17 protein-coding genes are annotated in these 15,380 nt (G+C 71.7%); 11 read left to right on the top strand and 6 right to left on the bottom strand.

What is annotated here, in order from left to right; all coding sequences use genetic code 11:
- Nucleotides 1–5 precede the first annotated feature (5 nt).
- From rimI to ABTZ91_RS27550, 7 genes are all read left to right on the top strand, one after another.
- Entirely contained in the window at nt 6–494 is a 489-nt protein-coding gene (rimI, locus tag ABTZ91_RS27580; protein ID WP_352079973.1) for a ribosomal protein S18-alanine N-acetyltransferase, read from the top strand.
- Nucleotides 484–1,599 (top strand): tRNA (adenosine(37)-N6)-threonylcarbamoyltransferase complex transferase subunit TsaD, encoded by a 1,116-nt coding sequence (gene tsaD / locus ABTZ91_RS27575; RefSeq protein ID WP_352079946.1) that lies wholly within the window; start codon nt 484–486, stop codon nt 1,597–1,599. The genes rimI and tsaD overlap by 11 nt, the downstream gene beginning before the upstream one ends.
- A complete protein-coding gene (locus tag ABTZ91_RS27570; protein WP_352079945.1) occupies nt 1,596–1,859 on the top strand; it encodes a hypothetical protein in 264 nt (87 codons plus the stop codon). The genes tsaD and ABTZ91_RS27570 overlap by 4 nt, the downstream gene beginning before the upstream one ends.
- A 137-nt stretch (nt 1,860–1,996) precedes the next feature.
- Complete coding sequence (locus ABTZ91_RS27565; protein WP_352079944.1) at nt 1,997–2,866, top strand: polysaccharide deacetylase family protein; 870 nt, start codon at nt 1,997–1,999, stop codon at nt 2,864–2,866.
- 191 nt (nt 2,867–3,057) lie between these two features.
- The gene (locus ABTZ91_RS27560) at nt 3,058–3,423 is read left to right on the top strand and encodes a YciI family protein (RefSeq protein ID WP_345486220.1); all 366 of its coding nucleotides are present in this window, start codon (nt 3,058–3,060) and stop codon (nt 3,421–3,423) included.
- Nucleotides 3,424–3,483: 60 nt separating this feature from the next.
- Nucleotides 3,484–4,704 (top strand): RNA polymerase sigma factor, encoded by a 1,221-nt coding sequence (locus ABTZ91_RS27555; protein ID WP_352079972.1) that lies wholly within the window; start codon nt 3,484–3,486, stop codon nt 4,702–4,704.
- A gap of 237 nt (nt 4,705–4,941) precedes the next feature.
- A complete protein-coding gene (locus ABTZ91_RS27550) occupies nt 4,942–5,634 on the top strand; it encodes a hypothetical protein (RefSeq protein WP_352079943.1) in 693 nt (230 codons plus the stop codon).
- Here ABTZ91_RS27550 and ABTZ91_RS27545 read toward each other — a convergent pair.
- On the bottom strand, nt 5,567–6,769 hold the full coding sequence (locus tag ABTZ91_RS27545; RefSeq protein WP_352079942.1) for a class I SAM-dependent methyltransferase: 1,203 nt from the start codon (nt 6,767–6,769) through the stop codon (nt 5,567–5,569). The genes ABTZ91_RS27550 and ABTZ91_RS27545 overlap by 68 nt on opposite strands.
- Nucleotides 6,770–6,869: 100 nt before the next feature.
- Here ABTZ91_RS27545 and ABTZ91_RS27540 point away from each other — a divergent pair, with 100 nt between their 5' ends.
- The 4 genes from ABTZ91_RS27540 (at nt 6,870) to groL (ending at nt 10,356) form a co-directional block, all read left to right on the top strand.
- Nucleotides 6,870–7,850 (top strand): polysaccharide deacetylase family protein, encoded by a 981-nt coding sequence (locus ABTZ91_RS27540; RefSeq protein ID WP_352079941.1) that lies wholly within the window; start codon nt 6,870–6,872, stop codon nt 7,848–7,850.
- The gene (locus ABTZ91_RS27535; protein ID WP_352079940.1) at nt 7,847–8,125 is read left to right on the top strand and encodes a hypothetical protein; all 279 of its coding nucleotides are present in this window, start codon (nt 7,847–7,849) and stop codon (nt 8,123–8,125) included. Before ABTZ91_RS27540 ends, ABTZ91_RS27535 begins: the two co-directional genes overlap by 4 nt.
- A gap of 174 nt (nt 8,126–8,299) precedes the next feature.
- Nucleotides 8,300–8,608 carry a co-chaperone GroES gene (gene groES / locus ABTZ91_RS27530; protein WP_066995800.1) on the top strand — a complete coding sequence of 103 codons (309 nt, stop codon included), beginning with the start codon at nt 8,300–8,302 and terminating at the stop codon, nt 8,606–8,608.
- A gap of 119 nt (nt 8,609–8,727) precedes the next feature.
- Complete coding sequence (gene groL, locus ABTZ91_RS27525) at nt 8,728–10,356, top strand: chaperonin GroEL (RefSeq protein ID WP_352079939.1); 1,629 nt, start codon at nt 8,728–8,730, stop codon at nt 10,354–10,356.
- 76 nt (nt 10,357–10,432) lie between these two features.
- On the opposite strand, the gene ABTZ91_RS27520 is transcribed toward groL, so the two are convergent.
- From ABTZ91_RS27520 to ABTZ91_RS27500, 5 genes are all read right to left on the bottom strand, one after another.
- Nucleotides 10,433–11,131: an ester cyclase gene (locus ABTZ91_RS27520; protein WP_352079938.1), complete on the bottom strand. Its 699-nt coding sequence runs from the start codon at nt 11,129–11,131 to the stop codon at nt 10,433–10,435.
- A gap of 74 nt (nt 11,132–11,205) precedes the next feature.
- Nucleotides 11,206–12,258 (bottom strand): hydroxyacid dehydrogenase, encoded by a 1,053-nt coding sequence (locus ABTZ91_RS27515; protein WP_352079937.1) that lies wholly within the window; start codon nt 12,256–12,258, stop codon nt 11,206–11,208.
- A 32-nt stretch (nt 12,259–12,290) separates the two neighbouring features.
- Nucleotides 12,291–13,145: a carbohydrate ABC transporter permease gene (locus tag ABTZ91_RS27510; protein WP_352079936.1), complete on the bottom strand. Its 855-nt coding sequence runs from the start codon at nt 13,143–13,145 to the stop codon at nt 12,291–12,293.
- Nucleotides 13,142–14,029 carry a sugar ABC transporter permease gene (locus ABTZ91_RS27505; RefSeq protein WP_352079935.1) on the bottom strand — a complete coding sequence of 296 codons (888 nt, stop codon included), beginning with the start codon at nt 14,027–14,029 and terminating at the stop codon, nt 13,142–13,144. Before ABTZ91_RS27505 ends, ABTZ91_RS27510 begins: the two co-directional genes overlap by 4 nt.
- Before the next feature lie 5 nt (nt 14,030–14,034).
- Nucleotides 14,035–15,348 carry a sugar ABC transporter substrate-binding protein gene (locus ABTZ91_RS27500; RefSeq protein ID WP_352079934.1) on the bottom strand — a complete coding sequence of 438 codons (1,314 nt, stop codon included), beginning with the start codon at nt 15,346–15,348 and terminating at the stop codon, nt 14,035–14,037.
- Between the last annotated feature and the right edge of the window lie 32 nt (nt 15,349–15,380).

Here is a 15,380-nt window from a genome sequence, read left to right as displayed (position 1 = left end):
GCGCGATGCGGTGGTGGGACATCGGGCCGGTGCTCGCGCTGGAAGCGGAGCTGTTCCCCGAGGACGCCTGGTCCGAGGGCATGTTCTGGTCCGAGCTGGCGCACGCCCGCGGGCCGCGCGCGACCCGCCACTACGTCGTCGCCGAGGAGCCCTCCCCGGACGGCTCCGGCAACGGGCGGCTCGTCGGCTACGCGGGCCTCGCCGCCGCCGGCGGACTCGGCGACGTCCAGACCATCGCCGTGGCCCGTGACCAGTGGGGCACCGGCCTCGGCGCCCGGCTGCTGACCGACCTCCTGCAGGCCGCGACCGCCTTCGAGTGCGAAGAGGTCCTCCTCGAAGTGCGCGTGGACAACACCCGGGCCCAGAAGCTGTACGAGCGCTTCGGCTTCGAGCCCATCGGCTTCCGCCGCGGCTACTACCAGCCCGGCAACGTGGACGCGCTCGTGATGCGACACACCGTTCAAGGAACAGAGACTGATTCAGATGGCTGCTGACGAACCGCTCGTACTCGGCATCGAGACCTCCTGCGACGAGACCGGAGTCGGCATCGTCCACGGAACGACCCTGCTCGCCGACGCCGTCGCCTCCAGCGTCGACACCCACGCCCGCTTCGGCGGCGTCGTGCCCGAGATCGCCTCCCGCGCCCACCTGGAGGCGATGGTCCCGACGATCGAACGCGCCCTGAAGCAGGCCGGCGTCTCCCCGAAGGACCTCGACGGCATCGCCGTCACCGCCGGTCCCGGCCTCGCGGGCGCGCTGCTCGTCGGCGTCTCCGCCGCCAAGGCGTACGCGTACGCCCTCGGAAAGCCGCTCTACGGCGTCAACCACCTGGCGTCGCACATCTGCGTCGACCAGCTGGAGCACGGCCGGCTGCCCGAGCCGACGATGGCGCTGCTGGTCTCCGGCGGCCACTCCTCGCTGCTCCTTTCGAGTGACATCACCAGCGACGTCCGCCCCATGGGCGCGACCATCGACGACGCCGCGGGCGAGGCCTTCGACAAGATCGCGCGCGTGCTCGACCTGGGCTTCCCCGGCGGCCCGGTCATCGACCGGCTCGCCAGGGAGGGCGACCCCGAGGCCATCGCCTTCCCGCGCGGTCTGACCGGTTCGAAGGACCCCGCGTACGACTTCTCCTTCTCCGGTCTGAAGACCGCCGTGGCGCGCTGGATCGAGGCCAAGCGGAACGCGGGCGAGGAGGTGCCCGTACGGGACGTCGCCGCGTCCTTCCAGGAGGCCGTCGTCGACGTGCTCACCCGCAAGGCCGTCCGGGCCTGCAAGGACGAGGGCGTCGACCACCTGATGATCGGCGGCGGCGTGGCCGCCAACTCGCGGCTGCGGGCGCTGGCCGAGGAGCGCTGCGAGCGGGCCGGCATCCGGCTGCGGGTGCCGCGGCCCGGCCTGTGCACCGACAACGGCGCGATGGTGGCGGCGCTGGGCGCCGAGATGGTGGCCCGGGGACGGGCCGCCTCCGACCTGGAGCTGTCGGCGGACTCCTCGCTGCCGGTGACCGACCCGCACGTCCCCGGCGCCCACGGGCACGGCCATGCCCACGACCACGACCACGTGCACGAGGTGAGCAAGGAGAACCTGTACTCGTGAGGGTCACCCTGATGTGGGAGGCGCGCGCCGTCCCGGGCCGCGGCGACGAGCTCCTGGAGTGGGCGCGGTCGCGGGTCCTTCCGCGCGAGCCGGTGCGCCGTGAGACCTTCCGCGCGCCGCAGGACCGGGTCCTGGTCATGACGTGGTGGGACACGGCGGACGGGGAAGGGCTGGGCGCGGAGCTGCCCGAGCTGCCGGAGCCGGCCGCGGAGCTGGTCACCCGTCCGGTGCACCGCTGGCGCTTTGAATCGGTCGGGTGAGTCCGTCAGGTGAATCCGTCGGCTGACTCCGTCGGCTGACTCCGTCAGGTGAGTCCGCCGGATGAATCCGTCCGGTGATTCAGTCGGATAGTCGTACCGAGAGCAACCTTTCGTTCGGATCGGGCATCCCACAGCGCGTGAAGAAGACCCTCGCGCTGTGGGCGGCGCTGACCGCCGTGGCTCTGTTCGCGACCGGTTGTGCGGCCGCCGACGCCGACACACCCGCTCCGACCACCCCGAAGACCGCGCCCGCCCAGGACGCCCCCGCCGCCGGAGGCGCGTCGGCCGGGGACAAGGCGGGCGCGCCCGACGCCCCCGGCACGCGGGCCGCGGCCTTCGGCCGTTGGGGCCTGAAGCCGTTCGCGCCCGCGCCGGCCCCGCCCGCGGTCAAACCGCTCGCCCGCAAGCCCGGCGAGCCGGTCCCGGTCGTCAGCGACATCCCGACCACCGACAAGGTCGTCTTCCTCACGATCGACGACGGGGCGGAGAAGGACCCCGAGTTCGTCGCGATGATGCGGGACCTCAAGGTGCCGGTGACGATGTTCCTCACCGACTCGGCGATCCGCGGCGACTACCCGTACTTCGCCCCGCTCGTCGCCCAGGGCCACGGCGTCGCCAACCACACCCTGACCCACCCCAACCTGCGCACCCTCTCCCCGGAGGCCCAGCGCCGGGAGATCTGCGGCCAGCAGGACCGCCTGGAAGAGCACTACGGCAAGCGCCCCCGCCTCTTCCGCCCGCCCTACGGCAACTGGAACGAGGCCACCCGCGCCGCGGCCGCGCGGTGCGGGGTCGACGCGATCGTCCTGTGGCGCGAGTCCATGCAGATCAAGAACATGCAGTACCAGCGCGGCGACCGGAAGCTCCACCCCGGCGACATCATCCTGGCCCACTTCCGCGGCCCGTCGGAGCTGAAGGGCACGACGATGACCGAGATGACGGCCAACCTGCTGCGGCACATCCAGGAGCAGGGCTTCACGGTGGCACGCCTGGAGGACTACCTGTGAGGATCCCCTCTGGGGACCACCTGTGAGGATCCCCTCCGGGGACCCCCTCTGAGGACGACCTCCGGGGAGGTTTCCGCCCGCGGAAAAAACCGGGGAGAAATTTTCCGCGGGGTGTCGATGCGGGCCGGACCCGTTCGACGTACGAGTGGAAGGCGGGGAACGGCCCCGCCACCGCACCCCGAGGAGCCACCATGCCCCGCTACCTCTCCCTCGTCCGCATCGAGGAGAACACCATCGACATGGCGTCGGCCGACCCCGGCTTCGAGGAGCGCATGGGCGCGCTGTTCGAGGAGATCACCAAGGCGGGTGCCATGCTGGACACCGCCGGGCTCAAGCCGACCGCCGAGGCCACCCGCATCACCTGGTCGGACGGGAAGCTGTCGTATACGGACGGTCCCTTCACCGAGACCAAGGAGGTCGTCGGCGGCTACGCGATGCTCCAGTGCAAGGACATGGCCGAGGCCGTCGAATGGGGGAAGCGGTTCCTGGCCGTCCACCCGCCGCACTGGAAGGTCGGTCTGGAGGTCCGCGAGGTCGAGGAGATGCCCGAGGGCTGACGCCGGTGTGCTGTCATGTGAGGCGTGACGGTGCAGAGCACGCTGGAGACGGTCTTCCGGATGGAGTCGGCGCGGATCGTCGCCACGGCGGCGAGGATCGTCCGGGACATCGGCATCGCCGAGGAGATCGCCCAGGACGCGCTCGTCGCCGCCCTTGAGCAGTGGCCGCGGGAAGGCGTCCCGGACCGTCCGGGCGCCTGGCTGACGGCCACCGCCAAGCACCGCGCCGTCGATCTCGTACGGCGGCGCGAGACGTACGCCCGCAAGCTCGCCGAGGTCGGCCGGACCCTCACCGAGGAGTCGTACGATCCCGAGCCCTCCGGCCCCGGTGACATCGACGACGACGTGCTGCGGCTGGTCTTCACCACCTGCCACCCGGTGCTCTCCGCCGACGCGCGCGCCGCGCTCACGCTGCGCCTCGTCGGCGGCCTGCGGACGGACGAGATCGCGCGGGCCTTCCTCGTGCCGGAGCCGACGGTCGCGGCCCGGATCACCCGGGCGAAGCGGGCGCTCGCCACCAAGGGAGTCGCCTTCGAAGTTCCCTACGGGGAGGACCGGGCCGCCCGGCTCGGCTCGGTCCTGGAGGTCGTCTACCTGATCTTCAACGAGGGGTACGCGGCCACCGCCGGCGACGACCTGCTGCGGCCGGCGCTGTGCGAGGACGCGCTCCGGCTGGCCCGGGGGCTCGCCGCGCTGATGCCGGGCGAGAGCGAGGTCCACGGCCTCGCGGCCCTCCTCGAACTCCAGGCGTCACGCACGGCCGCCCGCACCGGCCCGGACGGGCGGCCGGTGCTGCTCGCCGACCAGGACCGGCGGCGCTGGAACCGGCTGCTGATCCGGCGCGGTTTCGACGCGCTGGCCCGCGCCGGCGACGGGCGCGGCTACGGCCCGTACGCCCTCCAGGCCGCGATCGCCGCCTGTCACGCGCGGGCCGCCTCGTACCGGGAGACGGACTGGGCGGTGATCGCCGGGCTGTACGGGCGGCTCATGGAGCTGGCCCCTTCACCGGTGGTGGAGCTGAACCGGGCGGTGGCCGTGTCGATGGCCGAGGGTCCGGCCGCCGCCCTCCCGCTGGTCGACGCCCTCGCCGCCGAACCGGCCCTGGCCCGCTACCACCTGCTGCCGAGCGTCCGCGGTGACCTGCTCGCCCGGCTCGGGCGGATCGACGAGGCGCGGGCGGAGTTCGAGCGGGCGGCGGAGCTGACCCGCAACGAATCGGAGCGGGCGCTGCTGCGGGAGCGGGCCGGTGAACCCGGGCGCGGTGAACCCGGGCGTCGGTGAAGCCGGAGCGGGCGCTGCTGCGGGAGCGGGCCGGTGAACCCGGGCGCCGGTGAACTCGGGCGCCGGTGAACTCGGGCGCCGCTGAACCCGTGCGCCGCTGAACCCGGGCGCCGGTGAACCCGGGCGTCGCTGAACTCGGGCGCCGCTGAACTCCCGTCGGAGAGAGGGGAGTAGGGCGCGCGCGAGGTGTCTGCCCGGTCCTGACGGGCCGCCGGACGGGACGTAGGCTTTCTCCCCATGTCTCCGCGTTCGCCGATGCCTCCGCCGCCCCCGCCCGCCGAGATCCGGAGCTGGCCCGACCGGGCCGCGCGGCTCGCCGACCGGGCGCTGGCGCTCGACGCGCTGGGGCGGCGGCTGCTCGGCGGCGGGCGGCTCGCGCTGTTCCTGGCGTGGTTCCTGATGCTCCAGGTCGGCTGGGGCATGGTCGGCATGCTGCTCACCTCCCTCGGCGGCGCGATCCTCGACCCGCTCGCGCTGCTCGTCGGGCTGATCGCGGCCGCGCTCGGCATCGGCGTGCTCGTCCCGGCGGTGTGGCTGACCGCGCGGTCCGTGCGGCAGGACCGGATCGCGCGCGAGCGGCTCGTCGAGTGGGCGCTCCTGGACCGGCACGGGCCGACGGACGCCCGGCTGCGGGCGCCGGTCCGGAGCGCCTGCTGGATGGTGCTGTCGGCCGTGATGTGCGGCATCGGCCTGTGGCTGGGCTTCGCCGTCCCGGCCCACACGACCGCGGAGGGCTCCGGCTCCGGCCTGGACGGCGGCTACGGCCTCGTCGCGTACGGCATGGGCGTCGCGCTCATCTTCTGGATCAACGGCCTGATCGGCCTCACGAAGGCCGTCTCCCACTACCGCCTGGTGCTCCGGGTCACCGGCCCTGTGTCCCGCCCGCAGGGGCGCCGATCAGCATCGTCGGGGCCCCCGCGACACGTGTGAGGAGGACCGTCGCGGAGTGGGGGCCCTTCGGCTTCACCTTGCGGCGGATCTCCTCGGGCTCGACGGCGGAGCCGCGCTTCTTCACGGTCAGGGTGCCGACCTCGCGTTCCCGCAGCAGGGCCTTCAACTTCTTGAGGTTGAAGGGGAGTTCGTCGGTGATCTCGTAGGCGGTGGCGTACGGGGTCGGGGTCAGGGCGTCGGCGGTGACGTAGGCGATGGTCTCGTCGATCAGGCCGCCGCCGAGCTGTTCGGCGACCTCGGCGACCAGGTGGGCGCGGATGACGGCGCCGTCCGGTTCGTAGAGGTAGCGGCCGACGGGCCGGACCGCGGGGTCGGGCAGGCCGCGGCCGGTGAGCGTGGCGCCGCCGGGCAGCAGGGTGGCGCGGCGGGCGCCCGGCTCGGTGCCGAACCAGAGGACCGCCTCCTTGACGTCGCCGCGGTCGGAGATCCACTCCGCCTCGGCCTCCCCGGGCACCGCCTCGTGCGGGATGCCGGGGGCGATCTTCAGGGCCGCGTGCGGGGCTTTGCGGGCCGCCTCGACGGCCCAGGACAGCGGCGGCGAGTAGGCCTCGGGGTCGAAGATCCGCCCTCGGCCCCGGTCCCCGCGCCGGGCCGGGTCGACGAAGACGGCGTCGTACGGGCTCGTGTCGATCTCGGTGACGTCGGCGCAGCGCACCTCGATCAGGTCCGCGAGGCCGAGCGCCTCGGCGTTGGCGCGGACGGCGGCGGCGGTCAGCGGGTCGCGGTCGACGGCGAGGACGGAGATCCCGGCGCGGGCGAGCGCGATCGCGTCGCCGCCGATGCCGCTGCACAGGTCGGCGACGCTGCGCACGCCGAGCTCCCGCAGGCGCCCGGCGCGGTACGCGCCCACGGTCGCCCGCGTGGACTGCTCGACGCCGTTGGGCGTGAAGTACATCCGGTACGCGTCCTCGGCGCCGAACTTCGCCACCGCCCGCTGCCGCAGCCGGGCCTGTCCGAGCGCCGCCGAGACCAGCTCGGCGGGGTGGTCGCGGCGCAGCCGGGAGGCCACCGCCAGTTCCCGGGCGGGGGCGTAGTCGCGCAGGGTGGCGAGGAGGGCCTGCCCCTCGGGGGCGAGCAGGGCGGTGAAGGCGGCGAGGTCGGTCACCCCTCCCATTCTGCTGGTCGGGACACGTGTGGGCCGCCCGGGGGACGGTGGGCGCACGCCGGTGGTGTCGGCGCCCCGGAGGGGCGTGGCGCTGACAGGATGCGGCGCCATGCAGCTAGTACGACAAAAGGAACAGTCCCGCTCTTTTCGCCGGTCGCCACGTGCGGCACGGTCGACGCGGGGCGTGCGGGTGGTCGGGGCCGCCCTGATCGTCGCCGCGCTCGTCTCGGCCTGCGCCGAGCCCGTCCCCGACGAGCGAACCGGATCCGGGGCCGGGTCCGAGTCCGGGCCGGTCAGGCCGGCCGCCGGCCAGCAGCCCCGCGTGGAAGGCGCGGCCGGCGCGCTCCACGCGTACGTGGAGCGGGTCCGCAAGGCGCGCGCCGCCCGGATCGCCGCCGCCAGGAAGTGGGGCCTGGCCCAGCCGCCGCTGGAGGCGCCCGAGCCGCCCGCGGTGAAGCCCCGGATCATCACCCGCAAGGGCTTCGAGACCGACGGGACGGACCTGCCGCCGGTCTTCACCACCGTGCCGACCAAGGAGAAGGTCGTCTTCCTGACGATCGACGACGGCGCGGAGAAGGATCCCGAGCTGCTGCGCATGATGAGCGAGCTGAGGATCCCGTACAGCGCGTTCCTCAGCGACTACCTCGTCAAGGAGGACTACGGCTACTTCGAGAAGATGCAGGACGCCGGGGTGGCCCTGCACAACCACACCCTGACCCACCCGTATCTGCCCGGCCTCGGCTACGCCGCCCAGAAGCGGCAGATCTGCGGCATGCAGGACGTCATCGAGAAACGGTTCGGCAAGCGGCCCCCGCTGTTCCGCCCGCCGTACGGCAACTACAACGAGGACACCCTGCGCGCCGCGAAGGCGTGCGGAGTCAAGGCCGTCCCGCTGTGGGCGTCCGAGGCCTTCCCCGACCGCATGGAGTGGCGCGAGTGGGACCGGGACCTGCACCCGGGCGACATCATCCTGACCCACTTCCGGGGCAAGGGGGACTGGAAGGGCAGCATGCCGGACATGATCCGGCGGGTGATGAAGACGGTCACGGCCAAGGGCTACGCGGTGGCGAAGCTCGAGGACTACGTATGACCGGACGACGGCCGCGCGGGAGCCGGGCGCGTACGGGGCGGGCGGCTACGGGCCGGCCGCGCACGGGCCGGGCGCGCCGGCTGAGCGCCGTCCTCGCCCTGGCCGGCGCGCTGTTCGCCCTGCCGGGCTGCGCGTCCTCCGTCGACCCGATCGAACGGCTCGGCCGCAAGGCGGCGGAGAAGGTCACCCCGCTCGTACGGAACCACCAGATCCGGCCGAGCGTTCCCCCCGATCGGGAGGAATCGGCGCCGCCCGTTCGCGCCACGGGGTCGTGAATTGGCACTCCGCTTGACCGAGTGCTAATCGCGGTCATAGTCTCGGCTCTGGCACTCCCCACCGGAGAGTGCCAACACAGCGACGGGCAGGTCCGGCACCCGCGACGACGGATCCACCTGGTCGCCACCTCAGACAGTTAACCCCGTGAGATCTCCGAAGGGGGAGGTCGGATCGTGACGACCACCAGCTCCAAGGTTGCCATCAAGCCGCTCGAGGACCGCATCGTGGTCCAGCCGCTCGACGCGGAGCAGACCACCGCCTCTGGCCTGGTCATCCCGGACACCGCGAAGGAGAAGCCCCAGGAGGGCGCCGTCCTCGCCGTGGGCCCGGGCCGCTTCGAGAACGGCGAGCGCCTTCCGCTCGACGTGAAGGTCGGCGACGTCGTGCTCTACAGCAAGTACGGCGGCACCGAGGTGAAGTACAACGGCGACGAGTACCTCGTCCTCTCGGCTCGCGACGTGCTCGCGATCATCGAGAAGTAAGTCACCCCAAGGCACCTGACACAGATGCTTTGAACTGCGCCCCTGACCCCCTGGCTTCTCCGCGGGCGTCCAGGGGCGCAGTTTTTTTCAACGATTTCCGAGAGGGCTGAATCGCTCCCATGGCGAAGATCCTGAAGTTCGACGAGGACGCCCGTCGCGCCCTTGAGCGCGGCGTCAACAAGCTGGCCGACACGGTGAAGGTGACGATCGGCCCCAAGGGCCGCAACGTCGTCATCGACAAGAAGTTCGGCGCCCCCACCATCACCAACGACGGTGTCACGATCGCCCGCGAGGTCGAGATCGAGGACCCGTACGAGAACCTCGGCGCCCAGCTGGTGAAGGAGGTGGCGACCAAGACCAACGACATCGCGGGTGACGGCACCACCACCGCCACCGTGCTCGCCCAGGCCCTGGTCCGCGAGGGTCTGCGCAACGTCGCCGCCGGCGCCTCCCCGGCCGCCCTGAAGAAGGGCATCGACGCCGCCGTCAAGGCCGTCTCGGACGAGCTGCTCGCCACCGCGCGCCCGATCGACGACAAGTCCGACATCGCCGCCGTCGCCGCGCTCTCCGCTCAGGACCAGCAGGTCGGCGAGCTCATCGCCGAGGCCATGGACAAGGTCGGCAAGGACGGTGTCATCACCGTCGAGGAGTCCAACACCTTCGGCCTGGAGCTCGACTTCACCGAGGGCATGGCCTTCGACAAGGGCTACCTGTCCCCGTACATGGTGACCGACCAGGAGCGTATGGAGGCCGTCCTCGACGACCCGTACATCCTGATCAACCAGGGCAAGATCTCCTCCATCCAGGACCTCCTGCCGCTGCTCGAGAAGGTCATCCAGGCCGGCAGCTCCAAGCCGCTGCTGATCATCGCCGAGGACGTCGAGGGCGAGGCCCTCTCCACCCTCGTCGTCAACAAGATCCGCGGCACCTTCAACGCCGTCGCCGTCAAGGCGCCCGGCTTCGGTGACCGCCGCAAGGCGATGCTCCAGGACATGGCCACCCTCACCGGTGCCACCGTCATCTCCGAGGAGGTCGGCCTCAAGCTCGACCAGGCCGGTCTGGACGTGCTGGGCTCCGCCCGCCGCGTGACCGTCACCAAGGACGACACCACGATCGTGGACGGCGCCGGCTCCTCCGAGGACGTCCTCGGCCGCGTCAACCAGATCAAGGCCGAGATCGAGACCACGGACTCCGACTGGGACCGCGAGAAGCTCCAGGAGCGCCTCGCCAAGCTGGCCGGCGGCGTGTGCGTGATCAAGGTCGGCGCCGCCACCGAGGTGGAGCTGAAGGAGAAGAAGCACCGTCTGGAGGACGCCATCTCCGCGACCCGCGCCGCGGTCGAGGAGGGCATCGTCTCCGGTGGTGGCTCCGCGCTCGTCCACGCCGTCAAGGTCCTCGAGGGCAACCTCGACAAGACCGGCGACGAGGCCACCGGTGTCGCGGTCGTCCGCCGCGCCGCCGTCGAGCCGCTGCGCTGGATCGCCGAGAACGCCGGCCTCGAGGGCTACGTCATCACCGCGAAGGTGGCGGAGCTCGACAAGGGCCAGGGCTTCAACGCCGCCACCGGCGAGTACGGCGACCTGGTCAAGGCCGGCGTCATCGACCCGGTGAAGGTCACCCGCTCCGCCCTGGAGAACGCCGCCTCGATCGCCTCCCTGCTCCTCACCACCGAGACCCTCGTGGTGGAGAAGAAGGAGGAGGAGCCGGCGGACCACGGCCACGGCCACGGTCACGGCCACTCCCACTGAGCCCTCCAGCTCACAGCGCCGAGGCCCGGTGCTCCCGTCGCGGGAGCACCGGGCCTCGGCCTTTCGTCCGGAAGGTCTACGCCTCGACCGCGCCCAGCTGACCCATCAGGCCGAGCAGGTCGTACTGCCACCAGCCCTCGGCGATCTTCCCGTCGTCCCGGAAGCGGTGGATGACGGTGCCGGTCATCTCGACATCCATGCCGGTCGGCTGGAGCCCCATGAAGTCGCCGTTGTGGGTGCCCCGCCAGGTCCAGCGGGTGCACACCCGGTCGCCCTCGGCGATCTGGTCGTCGACGGTGAAGGAGAAGTCGAAGCCGTCCCGCCACATCCGGATCTCGCGCCGGACCGCGTCCATGCCGATGACGTCCTGCTCGTTGGTCGGGTCGTGGTCGTGGTAGCCCTCGGCGATCACCTCGTCGAGCAGCGCCAGCTCCGGCTCGCCCGCGATCATCTCCAGGAGCCGCCGGGCGTTGGCCTTGTACAGCGCCTCGTCCCGTACGACGTCCAGGTCGGTGAAGGTCGGCATCTCGTCGCAGAGCGCGACCATCTCGCGGAAGATCCGGTCGGTCTCCGGCAGCTGCGAATTGCGCATGGCCACGTCGTACGAGGGGAATTCGACGATCTCCACGACATGGGAGGCGTCGGAGCGGTCCTTGCCGACGATGCTGTGGGTGGCGGTGCGCTTGCCCTTGGTCTGCTCGACCCACCGGTCCATCAGACGGCTGAGGTCGTCGACCCGGCTGGTCTTGCAGTCGATGATCTGTACGAAGGTCATGGCGCCTCCCGGAGACGTCTCCCGGACCCGCTCGGACCCCTCCATTCTAGGACCGGGCCCGTGGGCCGGCGGTGTCACGCCGAGCGCCGCAGGTCCGAGGCCCGCACCTGCTCCGCGAACGGCTCTCCCCGCCCGTAGCGCGCCACCTCCTCCAGCGCCTGGTCGGCCATCCGGTGCAGCTCGTTGCCCAGCGAGCCGGCCACGTGCGGGGTGAGCAGCACGTTCGGCAGGGTGTAGAGCGGGGAGTCGGGCGGCGGGAGCTCGGGGTCGGTCACGTCCAGGACCGCGTGGAGGCGTCCGGCCACCAGGTGGGGGAGGAGGGCCTCCTCGTCGACGAGGGAACCGCGGGCGGTGTTGATCAGGGTCGCGCCGTCCGGCATCGCCGCGATCCGTTCCGCGCTGATCATGCGGTACGTGGCGGGGAGCTGGGGCGCGTGGACGGAGACGACGGTGCTGCGGGCGCACAGCTCGTCGAGGCCCACGGCTTCCGCGCCGAGCGCACGGGCCTCGTCCTTCGTCACGTACGGGTCGTGGAGCAGGACGTCGAGGTCGAAGGGCCGGAGCAGTTCCAGGACCCGGCGGCCGATCCGGGAGGCGCCGACGATGCCGACGGTCCTGCGGTGGTTGCCCCAGTCGGCGGAGGCGGTGAGCCAGTCGTGGGCGGTGCGCAGCTCGGCGTACCGCCGGGCGGAGTGCAGGACCCGTTTCCCGGCGAAGAGGATCGCGGCGAGGGTGTACTCGGCGACGGGCAGGGCGTTGGCGGCGGCGGCCGAGGTGACGGCGATGCCGCGGTCCCAGCAGGCGTCGGTGACGTGGTGCTTGACCGAGCCGGCGGCGTGGACGACGGCCTTGAGGCGCGGCGCGCGGCCGAGCACCTCGGCGGTGAGCGGAGTGGCGCCCCAGCAGGTGAGGAGGAGTTCGGCCTCGGCGAGCGCGGCGGCGGCCTCGGGCGTGGGCGCGGTGAGGTCGTGGGCGACCAGGTGCGGGTCGGTGCGGGCGAGCGCGGTGAGGCGGGTGCGGTGGGAGTCGGTGAGGAGGCGGTCGGCGACGCCGGGGCCCATGGCGAGCAGGAGCCGGGGGCGGCGGCCGGGGCGGTCGCCGGGGCGATGGTCGGTGGTGGGGTGCATCGTGGGATCCGGGTTCCTCACTTGACGATGCCTCACTTGACGCTGCCGGCGGTCAGACCGGCCTTCCAGTGGCGCTGGAGGGAGACGAAGGCGACGACGAGGGGGACGACCGCGAGCAGGGAGCCGGTGAGGACGAGGGGGTAGTGGTCGGGTTCGGCGTGGGCGTTGCTGTTCCACGCGTAGAGGCCGAGGCTCAGCGGGAAGAGCTTCTGGTCCGAGAGCATCACCAGGGGGAGGAAGAAATTGTTCCAGATGGCGGTGAACTGGAAGAGGAAGACGGTCACGAAGCCGGGCATGACCATGCGCAGACCGATGGACCAGAAGGTGCGCAGTTCGCCGGCCCCGTCGATGCGGGCGGCCTCCAGGGCCTCGTCGGGGATGTAGCCGGCGCTGAAGACGCGGGCGAGGTAGACGCCGAAGGGGTTGACGAGGACGGGCAGGAGCACGGCCCAGTAGGTGTTGACGACGCCGACCTCGCTGGCCAGAAGGTACATGGGCAGGGCGAGCGCGGTGGTGGGGACGAGCACGCCGAGCAGGACGACGCCGAACAGCTTCTCCTTGCCCCGGAAGTCGTACTTGTCGAAGGCGTAGCCGGCGGCGACGCTGATCAGCGAGCAGGCGAGGGCGCCGAGGCCGGCGTAGAGCAGGCTGTTGAGGTACCAGTGGAAGTAGATGCCGTCGTTGTGGGCGGCGAGGCGGCTGAGGTTGCCGCCGAGGTCGAAGCCCTCGAAGGAGAAGGCGTTTCCGGCGAGGAGCCCGCCGGCGTCCTTGGTGGCGGCGGTGAGCAGCCACACGAGGGGGAAGAGCATGTAGACGACGGCGAGGACGAGGGCGCCGTTGACGGCGGCCTTCGACAGCCAGATGTTCGCGGGGCGCGGGGTGCTCATGCGCGCTTCCCCTTCCGGCCGGTGAGACGGGTGACGGCGAAGGACAGCAGGGCGGCCGTCAGGGCGAGCAGGACGGAGGCGGCCGCGGCCAGTCCGTAGTCGTTGCGGTCGAACGCGGCGGTGTACGCGTACATGTTGGGCGTCCAGGTCGAGGTGACGGCCGATCCGGTGCCCTTGTTGAGGATGAGCGGTTCGGTGAACAGCTGGAGCGAGCCGATGACGGTGAAGAGGGCGACCATCCCGAGCGAGGCGCGGATCAGCGGGAGTTTGATGCTGAACGCGATCCGCCAGGAGCCGGCGCCGTCGACGGTGGCGGCTTCGAGGACGGAGCGGTCGATGGCCTGGAGGGCCGCGTAGAAGATCACCATGTTGTAGCCGAGCCACTCCCACAGCGCGATGTTGACGACGGAGGGGAGGGAGCCCTCGGGGGAGAAGAAGTCGAAGCCGATGCCGCCGGCCTCCATGGCGCGGACGACCGGGCTGAGCTGGGGGGTGTAGAGGTAGACCCAGATCAGGGCGGCGATGATGCCGGGGACGGCGTGCGGCAGGAACAGCGCGAGCTGGAAGAAGCGGCGGGCGCGGGCGAGGGCCGAGTCGAGCAGCAGGGCGAGGGCGAGGGCCCCGGCGAGCAGCAGCGGGATGTAGAGCAGGCAGTATCCGAGCAGCACGCCGAAGCCTTCGAGGAAGGCCCGGTCACCCAGCGCCGCGGTGTAGTTGTCGAGTCCGTTGAAGACGGTCTCGGCTCCGCCGAAGCCGAGTCCCGACTGCTTCTCGGTGAAGAGGCTGAGCCAGACCGCGTAGCCGATCGGCACCACCATCACCGCGGTGAAGAGCAGGAAGAACGGGGTCAGCAGGGTCGCCGCCGCGCGGGTGCGGGCCTTCATCGGTGTCAGCCCTCGACCTTCAGACCGCGCCGGGTGAGCTCGGCGACGGTGGCGTCGTGGCCCGCCTTGACGGCGTCGGCGATGCCGGGGCCGCCCTTGGTGATCTTGCCGAAGTGGTCCTTGATGGTGGTGTTGGTGGTGCCGGTGGTCGGCCCCCAGGCCCAGTGGGCGTCGATGGAGGCGCCGGCCTGTTCGAAGAGGGCGTAGATGTCCTGGCCGCCGTAGTAGCTCGCGTCGAAGACCTGCTTGGCGACCGGGCGCAGGGCGGTGGCGGCGGGGAAGGCGCTGGAGGTGCCGGAGGCGATGCGGGCCTTCACGCCGGCCTCGGTGGTGGACATCCACTCGGCGAACTCGACCGCGGCGGCCTTCTTCTCGCTGTCCTTGGTGACGGCGAAGGAGGTGCCGCCGAGCATGCCGCTGGCGGGGGTGCCCCAGTGCGGCATGGGGGCGACGGCCCACTTGCCGCTCTGCTCGGGCAGGGTTCCCTTGAGGACGCCCGCGCCCCAGGAGGCGCCGAGGTAGCCGATGGTGGTGCCGTTCTTGAGGGAGCCGGTCCACTCGGGGCTGAAGGAGGCGTTCTTGTGGACGAGGTCGGCGTCGAGCAGGCCCTGCCAGTAGGCGGTGACCTTGGTGGTGGCCGGGTCGGTGGTGTCGATCTTCCAGGTGTCGTTCTCGGCCTTGAACCACTGGGCGCCGGCCTGCCAGGCCATGGCTTCGAAGGTGGTCGGGTCGTCGGGGAAGAAGGTGGCGATACGGGCCTTGGCGTCGGCCTTCTTCACCTTCTCGGCGGCCGCCTTGAACTCGTCCCAGGTGGTGGGGACGGCGACCTGGTACTTCGCGAAGAGGTCCTTGCGGTAGTAGAAGGCCTGCGGGGCGGCGTCGAAGGGCACCGCCCAGCTCTTGCCGCCGAGGGTGGTGAGCTCCACCGCCTGCGGCAGCAGCTTGGCGCGGTCCTGCTCGGTGAACTCGTCGCCGATGTCCTGCAGGGCGCCGGAGGAGACGAACTCGGGGAGCGAGGCGTACTCGATGGAGACCAGGTCGGGGGCGTTGCCGGCCTTCACCGCGTTGGAGATCTTGGCGTAGCCGCCGGCGGTGCCCGAGGGGATCTCCTCGAACTTCACCCGGATCTTCTTCTGGCTGGCGTTGAAGGCGTCGACCACGTCCTTGGAGCCCTTGGCCCAGCCCCAGAAGGTGAGGGGCACGGGCTCGTTCGGCTTGTCCGCGGTGTTCTCACCGCCGCCGCCGCAGGCCGTGAGAACGGCCAGGGCGGTGACGGTGGCGGCTGTCAGGCGGGATGTTCTGCTCCGACGAAGGGGCACGGCACGGCTCCTGAGGGCGGGGGCTTGGAGGT

The sequence above is a fragment of the Streptomyces sp. NPDC126499 genome, assembly GCF_040302485.1.
Classification (GTDB): Bacteria; Actinomycetota; Actinomycetes; order Streptomycetales; family Streptomycetaceae; genus Streptomyces.
The sequence above is the reverse complement of the archived record's forward strand: the minus strand, read 5'-3'. Positions and strand labels throughout refer to the sequence as shown.

Bases quoted from the DNA above. Each gene is read 5' to 3' on its own strand.
- rimI (WP_352079973.1), top strand. From the start codon at position 6: ATGCGGTGGTGGGACATCGGGCCGGTGCTCGCGCTGGAAGCGGAGCTG.
- tsaD (WP_352079946.1), top strand. From the start codon at position 484: ATGGCTGCTGACGAACCGCTCGTACTCGGCATCGAGACCTCCTGCGAC.
- ABTZ91_RS27560 (WP_345486220.1), top strand. From the start codon at position 3,058: ATGCCCCGCTACCTCTCCCTCGTCCGCATCGAGGAGAACACCATCGAC.
- ABTZ91_RS27555 (WP_352079972.1), top strand. From the start codon at position 3,484: ATGGAGTCGGCGCGGATCGTCGCCACGGCGGCGAGGATCGTCCGGGAC.
- ABTZ91_RS27550 (WP_352079943.1), top strand. From the start codon at position 4,942: ATGTCTCCGCGTTCGCCGATGCCTCCGCCGCCCCCGCCCGCCGAGATC.
- ABTZ91_RS27545 (WP_352079942.1), bottom strand. From the start codon at position 6,769: ATGGGAGGGGTGACCGACCTCGCCGCCTTCACCGCCCTGCTCGCCCCC.
- ABTZ91_RS27540 (WP_352079941.1), top strand. From the start codon at position 6,870: ATGCAGCTAGTACGACAAAAGGAACAGTCCCGCTCTTTTCGCCGGTCG.
- ABTZ91_RS27535 (WP_352079940.1), top strand. From the start codon at position 7,847: ATGACCGGACGACGGCCGCGCGGGAGCCGGGCGCGTACGGGGCGGGCG.
- groL (WP_352079939.1), top strand. From the start codon at position 8,728: ATGGCGAAGATCCTGAAGTTCGACGAGGACGCCCGTCGCGCCCTTGAG.
- ABTZ91_RS27520 (WP_352079938.1), bottom strand. From the start codon at position 11,131: ATGACCTTCGTACAGATCATCGACTGCAAGACCAGCCGGGTCGACGAC.
- ABTZ91_RS27515 (WP_352079937.1), bottom strand. From the start codon at position 12,258: ATGCACCCCACCACCGACCATCGCCCCGGCGACCGCCCCGGCCGCCGC.
- ABTZ91_RS27510 (WP_352079936.1), bottom strand. From the start codon at position 13,145: ATGAGCACCCCGCGCCCCGCGAACATCTGGCTGTCGAAGGCCGCCGTC.
- ABTZ91_RS27505 (WP_352079935.1), bottom strand. From the start codon at position 14,029: ATGAAGGCCCGCACCCGCGCGGCGGCGACCCTGCTGACCCCGTTCTTC.